Source organism: Arthrobacter globiformis (assembly GCF_003261175.1).
Classification (GTDB): domain Bacteria; phylum Actinomycetota; class Actinomycetes; order Actinomycetales; family Micrococcaceae; genus Arthrobacter; species Arthrobacter globiformis_A.
Window position 1 is genome coordinate 37,396 of sequence record NZ_QLNP01000103.1, and the last position, 19,827, is coordinate 57,222.

Sequence of the window (19,827 nt, forward strand, 5' to 3'; positions counted from 1 at the left end):
TGGGGCGAAGCACACCGAGTACTCTTGGATCTGTTGATTTGACCTGTACCAGCCCGGCCGCGCCCCGGTGCTCATGACTGAACGGAAGCTACCGTGACAACAAACCCTGCATTTCCGCGGGTCCACATCGCCACCGACCACGCCGGCATGGAGCTGAGCGCCCACCTGGTCAAGCACCTGACGGCGAACGGCTACGACGTGGTGGATCACGGACCCAAGGAATACGACGCCCTGGACGACTACCCGTCGTTCTGCATCAACGCGGCGCTCGCAGTAGTGGCGGACCAGGCAGCAGGAGTCCACGCGCTGGGCATCGTGCTGGGCGGATCCGGAAACGGCGAGCAGATCGCGGCCAACAAGGTCAAGGGAGTCCGCGCCGCCCTGGCCTGGAACCTGTCCACCGCCACGCTGGCCCGCGAGCACAATGATGCCAACGTCGTGGCCGTCGGCGGGCGCCAGCACAGTGTCGAGGAGGCCACGTCCCTGATCGAGGCTTTCCTGCAGGAGCCTTTCAGCAACGATGAGCGGCACGTCCGCCGGATCGGCAAGATCGCCACCTACGAAACCACCGGCGAGATCGTCGAATAGTGCCGGAAGGCCACTCCATACACCGGCTGGCCCGCCAGTTCGGTGACGTGTTCGCCGGCGAGCGGCTGGCTGTCAGCAGCCCCCAGGGCCGCTTTGCCGCCGGCGCCGCGCTGCTGGACGGGCACACCATGGTGCATGCGTCCGCCCATGGAAAGCACCTGTTCCTGCACTTCGAGCACGCTCTGGTGCTGCACGTCCACCTCGGCCTCTACGGGGCCTGGGATTTCGGCGGGGACAGCCAGTTCCGCGGGACCTCCAGCATCGGCGCGCCCCGCCGGGTGGGGGAACGTGAACTGCCTGGTGGCACTGGGTCATCAACCGACGGGCCCGGTAACGATGCTGCTCCCGCCGAGTACGCCGGGCCGCCGGCGCCGGTGGGAGCGGTGCGGGTCCGGCTGGTGAGCGACCATGGGTGGGCTGACCTGCGCGGTGCCACCACGTGCGCGGCCATCACCGATGCCGAGGCGGCAGCCGTACTGGACAGGCTGGGCCCCGATCCGCTCCACAACACCTGCGGCAGCAGGGACGACTTCATCCGGCGCGTCCTGGCAAAGCGGACCCCGCTCGCCACGCTGCTGATGGACCAGAAGGTGATTGCCGGCGTCGGGAACGTCTACCGGGCCGAAGTGCTGTTCCGCGGCAGGATCGACCCCCTGCTTCCCGGCCGTGCGCTCACCGCGGACGCCGCCGGCCTCCTCTGGGATGACACCGCCGCGGTGATGGCCGACGGCGTCCGCGACGGGCGGATCATCACCACCACCGCCGGCTTCTGGACCCGGAGCGGCCACCTTCCGCCGGGGGAGGAGGCGCACTTTGTCTACCGCCGCCACGGCCAGCCCTGCCGTGTCTGTGGCACTCCGGTTGCCCTGGCCGAACACGGCGCCCGCAAACTGTACTGGTGCCCGTCCTGCCAGCAGCCCGTTTGAGCTGCGGGGGGCGCTGGCATAAGGGCGGCGAACCGAAACGGGGCACTTTGACACAAGACACGCCGGCCGCCGTCGCAATTCTTGGTTCCCGCGTCACCAAAGTGCCCCACGACGGCTGTCGACGGGGTGCCCAACTCTGAGTTGCTGCCCAGGGTTGTTGGAACAGCAGCGGGCTTAACGCAAAAGAGGCCCCTCGACGAGGGGCCTCTCTGGTGCGGAGGGGACGACGGGAATCGAACCCGCGTAATCAGTTTGGAAGACTGAGGCTTTACCATTAAGCTACGTCCCCGAGGAAAGCGTTCCGGCGCCGGCTTTTGGGGGCGCGGGCCTTGGGCTCTTCTTCGGCGGCTGTTCAAGCCGGATATAACTAAACCTAATTCATGTCCCAACTGTCAAATGTGCAATCGCGGCGGGGATGAACGTAGACTGTCCTGTGCATTACGGGGTGTAGCTCAGCTTGGCTAGAGCACCTGCTTTGGGAGCAGGAAGTCGCAGGTTCAAATCCTGTCACCCCGACTCTGCGGCCCGGGCCCCAGGCCTGGTCACAACAACGCGTTTGCAGAACCCATCCAACAAAACCAGGAGTACTTAGACCGTGAAGAGCGCTGTCGAGAACCTCACCCCCACGCGGGTCAAGCTCAATGTTGAGGTCCCCTTTGAGGAATTGAAGCCCAGCATCGACGAGGCATACAAGACTGTTGCTTCGCAGATCCAGGTCCCTGGCTTCCGTAAGGGCAAGGTTCCCGCCAAGCTGATCGACCAGCGCGTCGGCCGCGGCTACGTCCTGGAGACCGCCATCAACGAGGGCCTCAACGGCTGGTACCAGGCTGCAGTCCAGGAGTCCGGCATCCACCCCCTGAGCCGTCCCGAGGTTGAGATCACCGAGGTTCCGGATCCTTCCGCCACCGATGGTGAGCTGAAGTTCCAGGCCGAGGTTGACGTCCGCCCCGAGATCGAATTGCCCGACTACGCCGGCATCAAGGTTGAGGTTGCGGCGGCAGAGTCCTCTGACGCCGACGTCGACAAGGCCCTGGACGAACTGCGCGGCCGCTTCGGCACGCTCAAGTCCGTGGAGCGCCCGGCAGCTGACGGGGACTTCCTGAGCATCGACATCACCGCGAGCATCGACGGCGCCGAGGTGGACTCCGCTTCCGGGCTGTCCTACCAGGTTGGCGCCGGCACCATGCTCGAGGGCATGGACGAAGCCGTGACCGGCCTGAGCGCTGACGAGGACGCCATCTTCGACACCACCCTCGTGGGCGGCGACCACGCCGGCGAAGCCGCGCAGGTCAAGGTTGTCGTCAAGTCCGTCAAGGAGCGCGAACTGCCTGAGGCGAACGACGACTTCGCCCAGCTGGCCTCCGAGTTCGACACGCTGGCCGAACTGCGCGAGGACCTCGCCAAGCAGGCCGCCGATTCCAAGGTCGTGGAGCAGGGCGTCGAGGCCCGTGACAAGGTCCTTGACAAGCTCGTTGAGCTGGTTGAGGTTCCCGTTCCCGAGTCCGTCGTCGAAGAGCAGCTCGAGCAGCACTTCAAGGCCGAGAACTCCCACGGTGAAGGCGAGCACGACACCGAAGAGCACCGCGCCGAGGTCAAGGCCAACACCGAGCGCGCCTTCCAGAACGAGATCATCCTCGATGCCATCGCCGAGAAGGAAGAAGTTGGCGTCAGCCAGAACGAGCTGATCGACTACATCGTCACCACCGCCAGCCAGTACGGCATGGACCCGAACCAGTTCGCCCAGATCATCGACCAGAGCGGCCAGGTTCCCATGATGGTCTCCGAGGTCCGCCGCCGTAAGGCGCTGGCCGTCGTCCTGGGCCAGGCCGAGGTCACGGACTCCGAGGGCAACAAGGTTGACCTGAGCGACTTCGTCCGCCCCGGCGGCGAAGAGGCTCCGGCCGTCGAAGCCGACGCAGAAACCGAAGCGGAAGAGGCAGCCGGCGAGACCGTCGCGAACGACGATCCCGCGGCCGTGAAGTTCTAGCAGCAGCACGCATCAGCGGCGACAGCCCCCGGGTCCTCGGATCCGGGGGCTGTCGCGTTAACGGCCGGTCCACAGCTCACGCTGGCAATCGTGCGCCGTCAGCGAACAGCGCGATTCCGACGAACAAATCCGCTCCGAAAGCGGTTAGTGTCCAAGTAGTGAAGTTCAGTGATGTCGTTCAGTGATGTCACCGTCACCAGCGAGAGGTAAGTACAAATGTCACAGCAAGCAGCGGCCCCCCGCATGGCAACCGTCGATCCTGCAGCCCAGGACAACTACATCTACAACCGCCTGCTGAAAGAGCGCATCATCTGGCTTGGCTCCGAGGTCCGCGACGAGAACGCGAACGCCATCTGCTCACAGCTGCTGCTGCTTTCCGCCGAGGATCCCAACAAGGACATCTACCTCTACATCAACTCGCCCGGCGGCTCGGTGACCGCCGGCATGGCCATCTACGACACCATGCAGTTCATCCCCAACGACGTCGTTACCGTCGCCACCGGCCTGGCGGCCTCCATGGGACAGTTCCTGCTGTCCTCGGGCACCAAGGGCAAGCGCTACGCCACCCCGAACGCCCGCATCCTGATGCACCAGCCCTCCGGTGGCATCGGCGGAACGGCTTCGGACATCAAGATCCAGGCCGAGCTGATCCTCCACATGAAGAAGGTCATGGCTGAGCTCACGGCGGACCAGACCGGACAGACCGTGGAAACCATCCTCAAGGACAACGACCGCGACAAGTGGTTCACCGCCACCGAGGCGCTGGAATACGGCTTCTTCGACAAGATCTCGGCACACGCAGGATCTGTCGCGGGCGGCGGCGGAACCCAGAACGCGTCATCCAACGGCCAGAGCTAAACCGGCACCAAGACAGAACTGAATCCAGGAGCAATGAACATGAACTACAATTTCGGATCGTCTGCCGGTAACCTGCCGACAAGCCGCTACGTCCTGCCGCAGTTCGAGGAGCGCACGCCGTATGGCTTCAAGCGCCAGGATCCCTACACCAAGCTCTTCGAGGACCGGATCATCTTCCTCGGAGTCCAGGTGGATGACGCCTCGGCCGATGACATCATGGCTCAGCTGCTGGTGCTCGAGTCGACGGACCCGGACCGCGACATCACCCTGTACATCAACTCGCCGGGCGGCTCCTTCACGGCCATGACCGCGATCTACGACACCATGCAGTACATCCGCCCTGAGATCCAGACCGTGTGCCTGGGCCAGGCCGCAAGTGCAGCTGCCGTGCTGCTGGCCGCGGGAACGCCGGGCAAGCGCCTGGCACTGCCCAACGCCCGCGTCCTGATCCACCAGCCGGCGCTGTCCGGCGGCCAGGGCGGACAGGCATCCGACCTTGAGATCCAGGCGGCCGAAGTCATGCGCATGCGGACCTGGCTGGAGGATACCTTGGCCAAGCACTCCGGCCGGACGCCGGAACAGGTCAACAATGACATCGAGCGCGACAAGATCCTCACCGCGGCCGAGGCGCAGGATTACGGCCTGATCGACCAGGTCCTTGATTCCCGCAAGATCAAGCCGCAGGCGCTTGCCCGCTAAACAGGCGCTTGCCCGCTAATGCGGGCACATGCCGCGTAAACAGCAGTAACGGACGCCGGTGGGGTTTAGATTTTTGAACCGCACCGGCGCCCGGTTTCCACCCCTCGGGCCGAATGTGACCTAGAGTGGATGTAAATCATTGCCGGATCCCGGCCATGGTTAGATTCAACCGGTGCAAAGCTGCCCTTGCGGCAAGATACTAAGGGGTTCACATATGGCTCGGATTGGCGAGAGCGCGGATCTGCTCAAGTGCTCTTTCTGCGGCAAGAGCCAGAAGCAGGTGCGCAAGCTCATTGCCGGGCCCGGCGTCTACATCTGCGACGAGTGCATCGAGCTCTGTAACGAGATCATCGAGGAAGAACTCGCAGAAGTCGCCGATCTGGGCAGTTTCGAGCTGCCAAAGCCCCGCGAAATCTTTGACTTCCTGCAGGAATACGTCATTGGCCAGGAACCGGCCAAGCGTTCCCTCGCCGTCGCGGTCTACAACCACTACAAGCGGATCCAGGCCGGCCACGCGCCCAAGAGCGGCACACTGGCCGACGGCGTCCACCACGACGACGTTGAAATCGCGAAGTCCAACATTCTCCTGATCGGCCCCACCGGCTGCGGCAAGACGTACCTTGCGCAGACCCTGGCGCGCCGGCTGAACGTGCCCTTCGCCGTCGCCGACGCCACCGCCCTGACCGAAGCCGGATACGTGGGTGAAGACGTGGAGAACATCCTCCTCAAGCTCATCCAGGCCGCAGACTATGACGTCAAAAAGGCTGAACAGGGCATTATCTATATCGACGAGATCGACAAGATCTCGCGCAAGAGCGAAAACCCCTCGATCACCCGCGATGTCTCGGGCGAGGGCGTACAGCAGGCCCTGCTGAAGATCCTCGAAGGAACGGTTGCTTCAGTTCCGCCGCAGGGCGGCCGCAAGCACCCGCACCAGGAATTCATCCAGATCGACACCACGAACGTCCTCTTCATCGTTGCCGGCGCCTTCGCCGGACTGGAGGACATCATCGGCTCCCGCTCCGGCCGCAAGGGCATCGGCTTCGGCGCTCCGCTGAACGAGGTCAAGAACACCGACTCCTACGGCGAAGTGATGCCGGAAGACCTCCTGAAGTTCGGGCTTATTCCGGAGTTCATCGGCCGCCTGCCGGTCATCACCACTGTCTCCAACCTTGACCGTCCCGCTCTGATCCAGATCCTGTCGACGCCCAAGAACGCTCTGGTCAAGCAGTACCAGAAGATGTTCCAGCTGGACGGCGTGGAGCTGGTGTTCGACGACGATGCCCTGGACCTGATTGCAGACCAGGCACTGGAACGGGGAACCGGAGCCCGCGGACTGCGCGCCATCATGGAGGAAGTCCTTCTCCCGGTAATGTTCGACCTGCCCAGCAGGGACGACATCGCCAGCGTGGTCATCACCGCTGACGTGGTGGGCAAGAAGGCCCAGCCCACCATGATCACGCACGACGTCGTGGCCAAGCGGCGGAACAAGTCCGCTTAGCCGGATTGAATCGGCCGGGCCGGAATAAATCGGCCCGATCCATCGCTGTCACTTAAGCGTGCCTTCCGAGTATGGCTTTGCGGCGCGCCACACCCCGAAGACTTCCCTGAGGAGATTTGCTGTGTCTGAAACCGCCGCCAATAAGGCTGACTTCTGGTTCGACCCCCTCTGCCCGTTCGCCTGGATCACCTCCCGCTGGATCGGCGAGGTGGAAGGCGTCCGCGACATCCAGACGGAGTGGCACGTCATGAGCCTGTCCGTGCTGAACGAAGGCCGAGACCTTGATCCCAAGTACCGCGAGGCCATGGACAAGGCCTGGGGGCCGGTCAGGGTGATCATCGCCGCTCAGGAACAGCACGGCGACCACGTGGTCAAGCCGCTGTACGACGCCATGGGATCGCAGATCCACGATGGCGGGCAGAAGGACTTCTCGATCGTCATCAGCAAGGCCCTGGCCGACTGCGGCCTCCCCGCCGAGCTGGCAGCGGCTGCCGGCTCCGACGAGTACGACCCCCAGCTGCGAGCCAGCCACGAAAAGGGCATCTCCCGGGTGGGCCAGGACGTCGGAACCCCCGTGGTGGCCTTCAACGGCACCGCGTTCTTTGGACCGGTCCTCACGCGCATTCCGCGCGGGGAGGAAGCCGGGAAGATCTGGGACGCGTCGGTCACTCTCGCGTCGTACCCGCACTTCTTTGAGATCAAGCGCAGCCGGACTGAAAGCCCTGCCTTCGACTGACCGATTGAGCCCTGGCAGAACTACATGAGAGTAGTTCTGCCGGGGCTCTTGCGCATCCGCAACAGGAGGACAAAGATAGTTGTTACCCACTTCGAAAGAAGTGAGACGCAGGAACCAAAGATTCAGTGACATGCTTCCAACGCAGCCTTTGGCAAAGTTAGAAGCAGGCTACCGGTGACAAGGTAGGAAGACCTGAAATTCTAAGGATCTTGCCAGACTGTCAAAGATGTCACCAGACAGCCGAAAAGTCGAAGCCCCACCAACGGCAAAACGCTGATGGGGCTTCCCCTTTGCCCGGATACATCCGGGCCCCTTCGAATCAGGCCTGCGCCGGCTCCTCCGCCGGGGCTAGCTGCACGTCGCTGACCGTGAGCTCGCCCTCGCCGGTGTTGAGGGTGATCTCCTGCGCGTTGGCCGCGGCCTTGAGGTCCCCGAGCCCTGCCTCAAGCTGGGCCACGAGCGACTCCGTCGCCGTGATCGTCGCCGACAGGACCTCGGTGCGCTGCTTGACCTTGGCCTCGGACTTGGCCTTCCGGATGCCGCTGAGCGCAATGCCCACGGTGCCGAGCATGCCGGTGTCGCCGTCGGTGATCTCCAGCGGCGAGGGCCAGGCGGCGCGGTGCACGGAACCGGCCCGCCACCAGCCCCAAACCTCTTCGGTGGCGAAGGGCAGGAACGGCGCGAAGAGGCGCAGCAGCGAATCCAGCGTGGTGGCCAGGGCAGCGAGAACCGAAGCCTGCTCGGTCTCGCCGGCGGCACCGTAGGCGCGGTCCTTGATCAGCTCGACGTAGTCGTCCGTGAACTGCCAGAAGAAGCTTTCGCTGATCTGCAGCGCCCGGGCGTAGTCGTAGTTGTCGAACGCCTTCGTGGCCTGCGCCACGACGTCGGAGAGCTGGGCCAGCAGGGCACGGTCCAGGGGATTCGTCAGGACAGACAGATCGGTGGATACCACCGAATTCTCCGTGGCACCCAGGTTCAGAACGAACTTCGAGGCGTTCAGCAGCTTGATGGCCAGGCGCCGGCCGATCTTCATCTGCGCGATCTCGTAGGCGGTGTCCGCGCCCAGGCGTGCGGAGGCAGCCCAGTAGCGGACAGCGTCCGAGCCGTACTCATTCAGGACGTCCGTCGGCACCACCACGTTGCCCTTGGACTTGGACATCTTCTTGCGGTCCGGATCCAGGATCCAGCCGGAGATGGCCGCGTGCTTCCAGGGCGCGACGTCCTGCAGGGCGTCCGCGCGGACGACGGAGGAGAACAGCCAGGTGCGGATGATGTCGTGTCCCTGGGGGCGCAGATCGAACGGGAACACCTTGGCGAACAGGTCCTCGTCCCGGCTCCAGCCGCCCACGATCTGCGGGGTCAGGGATGAGGTGGCCCAGGTGTCCAGGACGTCGGCGTCACCGGTGAAGCCGTTGGGCTGGTCGCGCTGGGACTCGTCGTAGCCCGGCGCGGCGTCGGCAGCAGGGTCCACCGGCAGGGACTCGTCCGAGGGCAGGACAGGGTTGTCGTAGTCCGGGTTGCCCTGCGCGTCCAGCGGGTACCAGACCGGGATCGGCACGCCGAAGAAGCGCTGGCGGGAGACCAGCCAGTCCCCGTTGAGGCCGGCAATCCAGTTCTCGTATCGGGAGCGCATGAAGGACGGGTGGAAGTCGATGTCCTTGCCGCGGCCGATCAGGCGTTCGCGGCGGTCCTCGTCGCGGCCGCCGTTGCGGATGTACCACTGCCGGGACGTGACCACCTCGAGGGGCTTGTCACCCTTTTCGAAGAAGTTCACCGGGTGGGTGATCTTCTTGGGCTCGCCATCGAGCAGGTCGGCTGCCGTGAGGAGCTCCACCACTGCCTCCTTGGCGGAGAAGACCGTCTTGCCGGCGATCGCGGCGTAGGCCTCGCGGCCGGCATCCGTGGTGATCCACTCCGGAGTCTCGGCGAGGATGCGGCCGTCGCGGCCCACGATCGCACGGGTGGGAAGCTGGAGTTCGCGCCACCAGGTCACGTCGGTCAGGTCGCCGAAGGTGCAGACCATCGCGATGCCCGAGCCCTTGTCCGCCTTGGCCAGCGGGTGCGCCTTGACCTCGAGTTCGACGTCGAACAGGGGGGACTTCACGGTCTTGCCGAACAGCGGCTGGTACCGCTCGTCGTCGGGGTTTGCCACCAGGGCGGCGCAGGCCGCGAGCAGTTCGGGACGCGTGGTCTCGATGAAGATCTTCTCGCCGTCCGCCGTGAAGAACGGGTAGCGGTAGTACGCGCCCGGCACCTCGCGGTCCTCGAGCTCGGCCTGGGCGACGGCGGTGCGGAAGGTGACGTCCCAGAGTGTGGGGGCCTCGGCCATGTAGGCGTCGCCGGCGGAAAGGTTGGCGAGGAAGGCGCGCTGCGACACAGCCCGGGACGTGTCGTCGATGGTGCGGTAGGTGAGGTTCCAGTCGACGGACAGGCCCAGGGTCTGGAACAGGTTCTCGAAGACCTTCTCGTCCTCGACCGCAAGTTCCTCGCAGAGCTCGATGAAGTTCTGCCGGGAGACGACGTCGAAGTCCCGCTGGTTCTTCGCCGGCTGTGCCGGCGGCTGGTAGTCCGGGTTGTACGGGATGGCGGGATCGCAGCGGACACCGTAGTAGTTCTGGACGCGGCGCTCGGTGGGCAGGCCGTTGTCGTCCCAGCCCATGGGGTAGAAGACGTTCTTGCCGGTCATGCGCATGTAGCGGGCCTGCACGTCGGTCTGGGTGAAGGAAAACATGTGGCCCACGTGAAGGGAACCGGAAGCGGTGGGCGGGGGAGTGTCGATCGAGTAGACCTGCTCCCGGGTGGTGTCGGGGTCGAACCGGTAGGTTCCTTCCTCGAGCCAGCGCTGCGTGAGGGCAGCCTCCAGGCCCTCCAGGGCCGGCTTGTCGGGAACGTTGATGGGGGCGGTGGCGGGCGTGTCTGTACCCTGCGTTGATTCAGCCATGGTCCCAATTGTTTCATGCCGGGCAGTTGTTTCCTGCCCGGCGGCGAGCGCTGCAGCGGGATGACCGGAGTAGCATGCGGCCTATGGGCAAAGCAGGCGCTTCCTTTGCGATCAAACGCATCTATGAGGAACCCGCGGCCGACGACGGCTGCCGGGTTCTGGTGGACAGGCTCTGGCCGCGCGGTGTCAGCAAGGAAAGGGCCCAGCTGGAGCTGTGGCTCAAGGAAGTGGCGCCGTCGCCGCCGCTGCGGCAGGAATTCGCCCACATGCAGGAGCGGTTCGAGGACTTCCGTGCCCAGTATGAGGACGAGCTGGCGGGCAATCCCGCGGTGGACCAGCTCCTGGAACTCGCGGCCAGGCACGGGAAGCTGACCCTGCTGTACGCGGCCCGGGATCCGGAGGTGAACCATGCACGGGTTCTGCTGGAGTTCCTGGCAGCACGGGGTCCGGGAAAGTGAGCCGTTCCCGGGAGTAAACATTGGGCTGGCCCACCCTGCGGTTGGCGTTAGGGTGGTGCCATGACTGAGGTTTCCGCAAGCTCTGACGTGTCCACCAACAAGTCCATCAAGAAGGCAGCCCTCGTTACAGGCGCCAGCTCCGGCATTGGCGAGGCCACCGTCCGCGCGCTCCGCGCAGACGGCTGGACCGTGTACGCCGTCGCCCGCCGCCAGGAACGGCTGGCCGCGCTGGAAGCCCAGACCGGCGCCGTCGCCCTCGCCGGCGACATTTCCGAGGACGGGGACGTGGCCCGCCTGCTGGCAGAGGTGACCTCTGCCGGCGGGATCGACACGCTGGTCAACATCGCCGGCGGCGCCCGCGGAGCGGACCGTGTGGGGCAGGCCGTGACTGAGGACTGGGAGTGGATGTACCGCGTGAACGTCCTCGGCACCATGAAGCTCACCCGCGCTTTCCTGCCGATGCTGCGCGAGAACGGCGAGGGCACCGTCCTGAACCTGACGTCCACGGCCGGGCTGGATGCTTACGAGGGCGGCGGCGGCTACAACGCCGCCAAATTCGCCCAGCACGGCCTGACCGGGGCGCTGCGGCTGGAAGAGGCCGATCACAACGTCCGGGTCATCGAAATCGCCCCAGGCCTGGTCCAGACCGAGGAGTTTGCCATCAACCGGCTTGGTGACGCGCAGGCGGCCGGCAAGGTCTACCAGGGCGTGGAGAAGCCGCTGACCGCCGAGGACGTGGCCGATGTGGTGCGCTACGCCGTAAGCGCACCGCACCACGTAAATCTCGACCAGATCGTCATCCGCCCGGTGGCGCAGGCCTCGACCTTCAAGCTGATCCGCAAGCAGGCCTGAGCAGGCTGACCCGCGGCCTCTATCCGGCCGTCGGAACCTCCAGCGTGGCCAGGACGGCCGCGTGGTCCGTCCCGGGGACGCGGTGCACGGCGTAGCCCGACGCCGGAATGCGCGGGCTGGTGACCAGGTGGTCGATGGTGATGCCGGGCAGCGCCTGGCCGTCCATCGGCCACGTGGGCATGAACCGCGCCCCCGACGCCATGCCGACGTCCACCAGCTTCCGGCCGCCCGGGCCGCCGTCGAGCAGCCTGCGGAACTCCGCGTGGTCATAGGTCGCGTTGAAATCGCCCAGCAGGAGTTGGTTGCGCGTCAGTTGGTTGTTCTGGCCGTCGGCCCCGTTCCGGGCAACCAGCCGGCCCAGCGATTCCAGGTCGCTGCGCCACTGCCCCACCCGGACATCCGCCGGTGGGAGGGTGTGCACGTTCGTGACCTCAAGAACGGCGGGGGCAGCAGCCGCCTTGCCAGCACCCGCAACGGCGCCGCCAGCAACGGGCACTGTCACCCGGAAGCTAGGCATCTGGAACGGAGTGTCGGGAACCAGCCCGATGGCTTGGATGGCGTGTTTTGAGTACGTTGCGCTGCCCGAGCCGTTCTCGGTGGGGCTGCTGATCCTGTTGGGCAGGAGGCTTCCCAGGCCTGCCGCTGCCAGCCGGTCCTCCAGCGCCTGGGTGAACTCCTGAATGGCCAGAAGTTCCACCCCGTTGTCCCGGACCAGCCGGACGATGTCGGCGGCGTCGGCCCTGCCGAAGCGGGAATTGATGCTCATCACCGTCAACGGAACGGTGCTGCCGGTACGGGAGGCTCCGGAGTCTGCCCGGCCTGCACCCGCCTGTCCTGCTTCGGCTGCCCCTTCATCCGCCCGACCCGCATCCGGTGCCCAGAGCCAGAAAAGCTGGGCTGCCAGGAGCAGGGCGGCAGCGGCCGTGACCAGATGCCGCCGGCCCAGCAGGGCCAGGGCCAGCGCAAGGGCGGCGGGAATCACCAGCCACGGGGTGAAGGACAGCAGCTGGACCACCAGCGTGGGCCACTCGCCCGGGATGGCGCGGAACACCGAAAGCGAAGCGACCGGCAGGAGGATGCACAGTGCCAGCACCAGCCAGACGGTTTGCGTGCGGCGGGCCCAAGCAGTCATGGATCGAGTCTAGGCTCTGGCCGCCGGATGGTTGTGGCCGCCCCTGCCTGAGCAGTTAGACTGGAGCCAGCAGCTTTGACCCGGCCATCACCGGTGAGCTTCCGGAAGAACACCCGGCCCGCGGTGCGCACAACCGACCGCGGGGACCAGGCCAGTAGAACCGGACGGGTAAGCCCGTCACAGCAGCAATGAGCGGCCGTCGTCGAACTCCCTTGGAGTAGGCAGCGGTAAGTGAGGTGGTACCGCGGTGCCGGTGCAGTCGCAGGACTGTGCGTGCGCCGTCCTCGCATCCTGAATTTGTTCACCAGCTCAACCCAGGATGTTCGAGATGACGTATTACCCCAAGGCCTCAGCAGCCCCGTCCGGTCCGGGCTCCTCTGCAGGAGTGTCCGCCTCCGTGAAGTTCCCGGAGATCGAGGAGCGGATCCTCAAGTACTGGGACGAGGACGGCACCTTCCAGGCCAGCATCGACCAGCGCAGCGCCGACCTTCCCGGCGGAACCCCCGGCAGCAACGAATTCGTCTTCTACGACGGGCCGCCCTTCGCCAACGGCCTGCCGCACTACGGCCACCTGCTGACCGGCTACGCCAAGGACCTGGTGGGTCGCTACCAGACCCAGCGCGGCAAGCGCGTGGAGCGCCGCTTTGGCTGGGACACCCACGGCCTGCCCGCCGAGCTGGAAGCCATGAAGCAGCTGGGCATGACGGACAAGACCCAGATCGAGGCCATGGGCATCGACAAGTTCAACGACGCCTGCCGCGCCTCCGTGATGAAATACGCCAACGAGTGGCAGGCCTACGTCACCCGCCAGGCCCGCTGGGTGGACTTCGACAACGACTACAAGACGCTCAATGTCGAGTACATGGAGTCCGTGCTCTGGGCCTTCAAGCAGCTGCACGAGAAGGGCCTGACCTACAACGGCTACCGCGTGCTGCCGTACTGCTGGAAGGACGAGACGCCGCTGTCCAACCATGAGCTGCGCATGGACGACGACGTCTACAAGAACCGCCAGGACCAGACCGTCACGGTGACCTTCCCCGTCAAGGCGGGGGAGTCGGAACTGTCCAAGCAGCTGGCCGGTGTGCAGGCGCTTGCCTGGACCACCACGCCCTGGACGCTGCCCACCAACCTGGCGCTCGCCGTCGGGCCTTCCATCAGCTACGCCGTGGTGCCCGCCGGACCGAACGGCGTCAAGGCCGCCTCGGCGGAGGCGCCCGTCACCGGCAGTTTCCTGCTGGCGGAGGACCTGCTGGGCACCTACGCGAAGGACCTGGGGTACGGTGATGGTGCCGCTGGCGCGGCCGCCGCTGCCGCCGCCGTCACCTCCACCCACACGGGCGCGGAGCTCGAAGGGCTCACCTACGAGCCACTGTGGCACGACTTCGCAGACACGGAAAAGTACGGCACCCAGAACGCCTGGCAGTTCCTCGTTGCCGACTACGTCACCACCACCGACGGCACCGGCATCGTCCACCAGGCCCCGGCCTACGGCGAGGACGACCAGAAGGTCTGCGAGGAGGCCGGCATCCCCGTGGTCCTCTCCGTGGACGAGGGCGCGAAGTTCCTGCACCTGTTCGCGCACGGCGACCTGCACGACATCGTCGGCCTCCAGGTCTTCGAAGCCAACAAGCCCATCACCCAGGTGCTCCGCGCCCAGGGCCGCCTGGTCCGCCAGGCCAGCTACGAGCACAGCTACCCGCACTGCTGGCGCTGCCGCAACCCCCTGATCTACCGCGCCGTCTCCTCCTGGTACGTGGAAGTCACCAAGTTCCGCGACCGGATGTCCGAGCTGAACCAGGAAATCAACTGGATCCCCGGCAACGTCAAGGACGGCCAGTTCGGCAAGTGGCTCGCCAACGCCCGCGACTGGTCCATCAGCCGCAACCGCTACTGGGGCAGCCCCATCCCGGTGTGGCAGTCCAGCGACCCGGAGTACCCGCGCACCGACGTCTACGGCTCGCTCGCCGAAATCGAGGCCGACTTCGGCCGGCTGCCGCTGAACAAGGACGGCCAGGTGGACCTGCACCGGCCGTTCATCGACGAACTGACCAGGCCCAACCCGGACGATCCCCGCACCCCCGAAGAGGGCCAGTCCGTCATGCGCCGCGTGGAGGACGTGCTGGACGTCTGGTTCGACTCCGGCTCCATGCCCTACGGCCAGGTGCACTACCCGTTCCAGAACGAGGCCTGGTTCGACACCCACAACCCGGCCGACTTCATCGTGGAGTACATCGGACAGACCCGCGGCTGGTTCTACATGCTGCACATCCTGTCCACCGCGCTGTTTGACCGCCCGGCCTTCCGGAACGTCATCAGCCACGGCATCGTGCTCGGGTCCGACGGGCAGAAGATGTCCAAGAGCCTGCGCAACTACCCGGACGTCTCCGAGGTGCTGGACCGCGACGGCTCCGACGCCATGCGCTGGTTCCTCATGTCCAGCCCCATCCTGCGCGGCGGCAACCTCGTGGTCACCGAACAGGGCATCCGCGACGGCGTCCGCCAGGTCATCCTGCCCCTGTGGAACGTGTACAGCTTCTTCACGCTGTACACGAACGCATCGAACAAAGTGGACGGAACAGCGAACGGCTACGACGCCCAGCTGCGGTACGACGGCTACGCGGACACGCTGGACCAGTACCTGCTGGCCAACACCGGCGACCTCGTCCGGAACATGACCGCCCAGCTGGACACGTACGACATCTCCGGCGCCTGCGACGAACTCCGCAGCTACCTGGACATGCTCACCAACTGGTACGTCCGCCGCAGCCGGCAGCGCTTCTTCGACGAGAACGCCGATGCGTTCGACGCCCTGTACACCGCCTTGGAAGCTGTGTGCCGCGTGGCTGCCCCGCTGCTGCCGCTGGTCTCCGAGGAGATCTGGCGCGGCCTCACCGGCGGCCGCTCCGTGCACCTCGCAGACTGGCCGGACCCCGAGCTGTTCCCGGCCAACGCCGCGCTGGTCGAGGCGATGGACCGCGTGCAGCAGATCTGCTCCACGGGCTCCTCGCTGCGGAAGGCCGCCAACCTGCGCGTTCGCCTGCCGCTGCAGGAACTCACTGTCGTGGCACCCGGTGCAGATGCGCTGGAAGGCTTTGCCGCCGTCGTCGCCGACGAACTGAACCTGCGCTCGGTCCGGCTGCTGGATGCCGCCAGCGCCTCCCCGGAGGAGTTCGGCATCGAGCAGAAGCTCGTGGTCAACGCCCGCGCCGCCGGTCCGCGCCTCGGCAAGAACGTGCAGCTGGCCATCAAGGGCTCCAAGTCCGGTGACTGGTCGGTCAGTGAAGCCGGGGTGGTCACGGCCGGCGGCCTCGAGCTTGAGCCGCAGGAATACACCCTGGAAACCGTCGTGGCAGAGTCCGACGGCGGTTCTGCCTCTGTCGCAGTATTGCCCGGAGGCGGCTTCGTGGTTCTGAACACCGAGGTCACCCCCGAGCTTGAGGCCGAAGGCCTGGCCCGTGACATGGTCCGTGCCATCCAGCAGGCGCGCAAGGATGCCGGGCTGAACGTCAGCGACCGGATCCGGACCAGCGTGAACGCCGCACAGAACGTCATCGACGCCCTGCTGGCGAACGCCGAGCTGGTGAAGACCGAAACGCTGACGCTGGAGCTGGACGCCGTGGCGGCCGACGCTGCCGAACCGCAGATCACTGTAGAAAAAGTGGGGGCCTGAGACATGACCGACGAGTTCTCCGTGGAGAGCGTCTACGCCGAGCTGCTGGGCCGCGCACCGGAAAACAAGATGGAGCCCAGACTGGCGCCGCTGTTCCGCGCCATGGATGTCCTGGGGGAGCCCAACAAGGCCTACCCGATCATCCACATCACCGGGACCAACGGCAAAACGTCCACGGCCCGGATGATCGAGGCCGGCCTGCGCGCCCACGGCCTCAGCACCGGGCGCTACACCAGCCCGCACCTGTCCAAAGTCACGGAGCGGATCAGCCTGGACGGCGAGCCGGTGTCCGACGAGACGTTCGTGCGCATCTGGGACGAGATCCGGCCGTACCTGCAGATCGTCGACGACGAACTCACCGCCGAAGGCCAGCCCCGGCTGACGTACTTCGAATGCCTGACCATCCTGGCCTTCGCCGTGTTCGCCGACCAGCCGGTCAACGTGGCCATCATGGAGGTGGGCCTCGGCGGCATCACCGACGCCACCAACGTGGGCGACGGCCAGGTGTCCGTGGTGACACCCATCTCCCTCGACCACACCGACCTGCTGGGCGACACCACCGAGGACATCGCCCACGAGAAAGCCGGCATCATCAAGCCCGGCGGCTTCCTCGTCAGCGCGGCCCAGCCGCTGGATGCCGCACAGGTCCTGCTGGAGAAGGCCAAAGAGGTGCAGGTGCCGTTCCGCTTCGAAGGCGTGGAATTCGGCGTCGAATCCCGCCAGGTCGCCGTCGGCGGACAGGTGGTGACCGTCCAGGGCCTCGCCGGCCGCTACCCGGACCTCATGGTCCCGCTGCACGGTGCCCACCAGGCCGAGAACGCAGCCGTGGCAGTGGCCGCGCTGGAGGCATTCCTTGGCGGCGGCGAGAAGGAGCTGTCCCTGGAGGTCCTGCAGGAAGCCTTCGGCACCGTCTCGTCACCGGGCCGGCTGGAAGTCGTGCGGACAGCCCCCACCATCATCGTGGACGCTGCCCACAACCCGGACGGCATCCGGGCGTCCGCGGAGGCGATCCAGGAGGCCTTCAGCTTCAGCAAGCTGGTGGTCGTCGTGGGTGTGCTAAAGGAAAAGGACGCCGAGGAGATCCTGCGCCAGCTCAAGGAATCCCTGGGCGGCCTCGCGGAGGAATTCTGCTTCACCCAGTCCAATTCCCCGCGGGCAGTGCCTGCAGCGGAACTCGCGGAGCTCGCCGTCGACCTCGGTTTTGGCGAGGAAAACGTGCACATCGCCGAGAAGCTGGACGATGCGCTGGAGTGGGCCGTTGAACGCGCCGAAGCCAATGACGACCTCGCCGGCGGCGTGCTGGTGACCGGCTCCATCACGCTGGTGGCGGACGCCCGCATCCTGCTTGGAAAGGCGGCCGACTGATGGCCCGTCTGACCAAGGCCCAGCGTGAATGGCGCCCGGGCATGCCCAAGAAGCGGCGGTCCACCAAGGTCATGTTCGCCTCGACGGTCCTGCTGCTGGAGGCCTTCGTGGTCTTCTTCGCAACACTGGCGGTGTTCGGCCTGCGCCGCGCCGAGATCTCCCCGGCGCTGATCCTCTCGGCGGGCATCGGACTGAGCGTGGTGCTGATCCTCGCCTGCGCGGTGCTGTCCAAGCCGTGGGGCGTGGCGCTGGGCTGGATCCTGCAGCTGGTGCTCATCCTGAGCGGCTTCGCGGAACCGTTGATGTTCCTCGTCGGCGCGCTGTTCGCCCTCGCCTGGTGGTACGGCATCCGGGCCGGCATCCGAATCGACCGGGAATCCGCCCAGCGGGACCGGGCGCAGGCTGAATGGGATGCCGCGCACCCTGAGGCCGCCGGCACTGAGGCCGCCGGCACTGAAGGATCAGACCAGACCCCGTAGACTTACCGTCGAAACCCACAACCAACCTCATTGGAGCATCTGTGAGCATCGAGCGCACCCTTGTCCTGATCAAGCCGGACGGCGTCAGCCGCAACCTGACCGGTGAGATCCTCAAAAGGATCGAAGCCAAGGGCTACACCCTGGCCGAACTCAAGAAGACCAACGCCAGTCGGGAGCTGCTCGAGCAGCACTACGAGGAGCACGTGGGCAAGCCGTTCTACGAGCCGCTCGTGGAGTTCATGCTCAGCGGCCCCGTGGTGGCGGCGATCTTCGAGGGCCACCGCGTTATCGAGGGCTTCCGGTCGCTGGCCGGCACCACGGACCCGACGACGGCGGCCCCCGGCACCATCCGCGGCGACTTCGGCCGCGACTGGGGCCTAAAGGTCCAGCAGAACCTCGTCCACGGTTCTGACTCGGTGGACTCGGCCGAGCGCGAAATCAAGATCTGGTTCCAGGCCTAACCTAAAACTGCAGGTGAAGCGCGAACTGGCAGCTAATGCCCCGAAAAGCTGGTTTTGAGGGCGTTAGCTGCCAGTTCGCGCTTTTTCGTTTAGAAGTCGGTGACTAGAAGCCCGAGGTGCCGGCGAACACCTGGATGAAGGCGAAGAAGATAGTCGCAATAACGGCTACGTAGAGCAGCGCCGTGATGATCCAGCCGGAGTCGCCCAGGATCCGGGCCAGGCCTGCCGGCACCGGAATCACGCCGTGGACCACGTTCCGCACGGTGACCCAGACGAAGAGCGGAATCATCGCCGCCCAGACCACCATGCAGAACGGGCACAGGATGTGGATGGAGTACAGCGCCTGCGACCACAGCCACACCACGAAGATGAAGCCGAGGGTGATGCCGGCCTGCAGCCCGAGCCAGTACCAGCGGGCGAACCGGGCGCCGGCGAGCAGCGCCATTCCCACGGTGGTGGTGATGGCGAAGGCGACTATTCCGATGAACATGTTCGGGAAGCCGAAGACGGAACTCTGCCACGTCTGCATGACCTGCCCGCAGGAAATCCAGGGGTTCACGTCACACACGGTGGCATGGTTGGGATCCTTCAGGACCTCAAGCTTTTCCAGCACCAGAATGCCGGATGCCAGCCAGCCCACAACGCCGGTGATGACCAGCAGCCAGCCGAAGGGGCGGTCGCGTGTCATGGCCGGCCCGGCGGCACCGGCGGAAGCCGCGGCGGGCCGGGCACCCTCCTGCTGGTCGCGGTCGTAGTCCGTGCCTGTGGAAGGCGAAGTGCGTGGCATGGGATGGCGTCCTTTGTCTGGGGTGCTCCTGCCCAGATTGTATCGCCGCCAGCTTGACGCAGGCTGTACCCGTACGCAACGGCGGCATTGACCGGCCTTGTCACACAATTACAGCGTATTTGTACGGCAATATGAGAGAATGAACGTGGCTGGAGCGCGAACCACATTCGAACTCCAGTCCGGTGGCTTGTTCCCAAGACCGCCAATGAGCAGTGGTGCAGGCTTCGGAATGAAGATCCAGCCTCCCACCTTCCATTGGACGGCACCTGGTTGTGGTTGTCAGAAACAACGGGTTCCAGTAACAATCCCGCCGGCCTGTCAGGCCTGCCGCACCCCACTGCCGGTGCGAGCCTGCTGGTATCCAATTGACTTCTGTCAATGCCTGCG

At 65.7% G+C, this 19,827-nt stretch carries 16 protein-coding genes and 2 tRNA genes; 14 read left to right on the plus strand and 4 right to left on the minus strand.

Annotation, left to right across the window (positions count from 1 at the left end; genetic code table 11):
* Window positions 1–93: 93 nt before the first annotated feature.
* Entirely contained in the window at window positions 94–588 is a 495-nt protein-coding gene (locus DBZ45_RS20070; RefSeq protein ID WP_111905593.1) for a ribose-5-phosphate isomerase, read from the plus strand.
* Window positions 588–1,514, plus strand: coding sequence for an Fpg/Nei family DNA glycosylase (locus tag DBZ45_RS20075; protein ID WP_111905594.1), 927 nt, complete (start codon window positions 588–590; stop codon window positions 1,512–1,514). The genes DBZ45_RS20070 and DBZ45_RS20075 overlap by 1 nt, the downstream gene beginning before the upstream one ends.
* 218 nt (window positions 1,515–1,732) lie before the next feature.
* Here DBZ45_RS20075 and DBZ45_RS20080 read toward each other — a convergent pair.
* Window positions 1,733–1,803: transfer RNA gene (locus DBZ45_RS20080), tRNA-Gly, on the minus strand.
* A gap of 152 nt (window positions 1,804–1,955) precedes the next feature.
* Between DBZ45_RS20080 and DBZ45_RS20085 the strand changes: the two genes are divergently transcribed.
* The 6 genes from DBZ45_RS20085 (at window position 1,956) to DBZ45_RS20110 (ending at window position 7,295) form a co-directional block, all read left to right on the plus strand.
* Window positions 1,956–2,030 (plus strand) — tRNA-Pro (locus tag DBZ45_RS20085).
* A 79-nt stretch (window positions 2,031–2,109) separates the two neighbouring features.
* Entirely contained in the window at window positions 2,110–3,501 is a 1,392-nt protein-coding gene (gene tig / locus DBZ45_RS20090) for a trigger factor (RefSeq protein WP_111905595.1), read from the plus strand.
* A 243-nt stretch (window positions 3,502–3,744) separates the two neighbouring features.
* Complete coding sequence (locus DBZ45_RS20095) at window positions 3,745–4,359, plus strand: ATP-dependent Clp protease proteolytic subunit (protein ID WP_003803391.1); 615 nt, start codon at window positions 3,745–3,747, stop codon at window positions 4,357–4,359.
* Window positions 4,360–4,398: 39 nt separating this feature from the next.
* Complete coding sequence (locus DBZ45_RS20100; protein WP_111905627.1) at window positions 4,399–5,058, plus strand: ATP-dependent Clp protease proteolytic subunit; 660 nt, start codon at window positions 4,399–4,401, stop codon at window positions 5,056–5,058.
* Between the two features lie 214 nt (window positions 5,059–5,272).
* The gene (gene clpX / locus DBZ45_RS20105) at window positions 5,273–6,559 is read left to right on the plus strand and encodes an ATP-dependent Clp protease ATP-binding subunit ClpX (RefSeq protein ID WP_111905596.1); all 1,287 of its coding nucleotides are present in this window, start codon (window positions 5,273–5,275) and stop codon (window positions 6,557–6,559) included.
* A 121-nt stretch (window positions 6,560–6,680) separates the two neighbouring features.
* Window positions 6,681–7,295, plus strand: coding sequence for a mycothiol-dependent nitroreductase Rv2466c family protein (locus tag DBZ45_RS20110; RefSeq protein ID WP_111905597.1), 615 nt, complete (start codon window positions 6,681–6,683; stop codon window positions 7,293–7,295).
* Window positions 7,296–7,614: 319 nt separating this feature from the next.
* Here the strand turns inward: DBZ45_RS20110 and valS are convergent, their stop codons facing one another.
* Window positions 7,615–10,236, minus strand: coding sequence for a valine--tRNA ligase (valS, locus tag DBZ45_RS20115; RefSeq protein WP_111905598.1), 2,622 nt, complete (start codon window positions 10,234–10,236; stop codon window positions 7,615–7,617).
* Window positions 10,237–10,319: 83 nt separating this feature from the next.
* On the opposite strand from valS, the gene DBZ45_RS20120 reads away from it, so the two are divergent.
* Together DBZ45_RS20120 and DBZ45_RS20125 are read left to right on the plus strand one after the other, a co-directional pair.
* Window positions 10,320–10,694: a DUF488 domain-containing protein gene (locus tag DBZ45_RS20120; RefSeq protein ID WP_111905599.1), complete on the plus strand. Its 375-nt coding sequence runs from the start codon at window positions 10,320–10,322 to the stop codon at window positions 10,692–10,694.
* Window positions 10,695–10,754: 60 nt separating this feature from the next.
* On the plus strand, window positions 10,755–11,546 hold the full coding sequence (locus DBZ45_RS20125) for an SDR family oxidoreductase (RefSeq protein WP_111905600.1): 792 nt from the start codon (window positions 10,755–10,757) through the stop codon (window positions 11,544–11,546).
* Between the two features lie 19 nt (window positions 11,547–11,565).
* Here DBZ45_RS20125 and DBZ45_RS20130 read toward each other — a convergent pair whose 3' ends face one another.
* Window positions 11,566–12,678 carry an endonuclease/exonuclease/phosphatase family protein gene (locus DBZ45_RS20130; protein WP_111905601.1) on the minus strand — a complete coding sequence of 371 codons (1,113 nt, stop codon included), beginning with the start codon at window positions 12,676–12,678 and terminating at the stop codon, window positions 11,566–11,568.
* Window positions 12,679–13,006: 328 nt separating this feature from the next.
* Here DBZ45_RS20130 and ileS point away from each other — a divergent pair, with 328 nt between their 5' ends.
* Genes ileS through ndk form a run of 4 tightly spaced genes read left to right on the plus strand, consistent with a single transcriptional unit; the run spans window position 13,007 to window position 18,653 of the window.
* The gene (gene ileS, locus DBZ45_RS20135; protein ID WP_111905602.1) at window positions 13,007–16,348 is read left to right on the plus strand and encodes an isoleucine--tRNA ligase; all 3,342 of its coding nucleotides are present in this window, start codon (window positions 13,007–13,009) and stop codon (window positions 16,346–16,348) included.
* Between the two features lie 3 nt (window positions 16,349–16,351).
* Window positions 16,352–17,713: a bifunctional folylpolyglutamate synthase/dihydrofolate synthase gene (locus tag DBZ45_RS20140; RefSeq protein ID WP_111905603.1), complete on the plus strand. Its 1,362-nt coding sequence runs from the start codon at window positions 16,352–16,354 to the stop codon at window positions 17,711–17,713.
* The gene (locus tag DBZ45_RS20145; RefSeq protein ID WP_111905604.1) at window positions 17,713–18,192 is read left to right on the plus strand and encodes a DUF4233 domain-containing protein; all 480 of its coding nucleotides are present in this window, start codon (window positions 17,713–17,715) and stop codon (window positions 18,190–18,192) included. The genes DBZ45_RS20140 and DBZ45_RS20145 overlap by 1 nt, the downstream gene beginning before the upstream one ends.
* Window positions 18,193–18,233: 41 nt before the next feature.
* Window positions 18,234–18,653 (plus strand): nucleoside-diphosphate kinase, encoded by a 420-nt coding sequence (gene ndk / locus DBZ45_RS20150; protein WP_111905605.1) that lies wholly within the window; start codon window positions 18,234–18,236, stop codon window positions 18,651–18,653.
* Window positions 18,654–18,756: 103 nt separating this feature from the next.
* Here the strand turns inward: ndk and DBZ45_RS20155 are convergent, their stop codons facing one another.
* The gene (locus DBZ45_RS20155) at window positions 18,757–19,440 is read right to left on the minus strand and encodes a vitamin K epoxide reductase family protein (protein ID WP_111905606.1); all 684 of its coding nucleotides are present in this window, start codon (window positions 19,438–19,440) and stop codon (window positions 18,757–18,759) included.
* Window positions 19,441–19,827: the final 387 nt, after the last annotated feature.

Coding starts and splice junctions, on each gene's coding strand:
- DBZ45_RS20140 (WP_111905603.1), top strand. CDS start 16,352: ATGACCGACGAGTTCTCCGTGGAGAGCGTCTACGCCGAGCTGCTGGGC.
- DBZ45_RS20100 (WP_111905627.1), top strand. CDS start 4,399: ATGAACTACAATTTCGGATCGTCTGCCGGTAACCTGCCGACAAGCCGC.
- DBZ45_RS20095 (WP_003803391.1), top strand. CDS start 3,745: ATGGCAACCGTCGATCCTGCAGCCCAGGACAACTACATCTACAACCGC.
- valS (WP_111905598.1), bottom strand. CDS start 10,236: ATGGCTGAATCAACGCAGGGTACAGACACGCCCGCCACCGCCCCCATC.
- DBZ45_RS20120 (WP_111905599.1), top strand. CDS start 10,320: ATGGGCAAAGCAGGCGCTTCCTTTGCGATCAAACGCATCTATGAGGAA.
- DBZ45_RS20145 (WP_111905604.1), top strand. CDS start 17,713: ATGGCCCGTCTGACCAAGGCCCAGCGTGAATGGCGCCCGGGCATGCCC.
- DBZ45_RS20125 (WP_111905600.1), top strand. CDS start 10,755: ATGACTGAGGTTTCCGCAAGCTCTGACGTGTCCACCAACAAGTCCATC.
- clpX (WP_111905596.1), top strand. CDS start 5,273: ATGGCTCGGATTGGCGAGAGCGCGGATCTGCTCAAGTGCTCTTTCTGC.
- DBZ45_RS20130 (WP_111905601.1), bottom strand. CDS start 12,678: ATGACTGCTTGGGCCCGCCGCACGCAAACCGTCTGGCTGGTGCTGGCA.
- ileS (WP_111905602.1), top strand. CDS start 13,007: ATGACGTATTACCCCAAGGCCTCAGCAGCCCCGTCCGGTCCGGGCTCC.
- DBZ45_RS20155 (WP_111905606.1), bottom strand. CDS start 19,440: ATGCCACGCACTTCGCCTTCCACAGGCACGGACTACGACCGCGACCAG.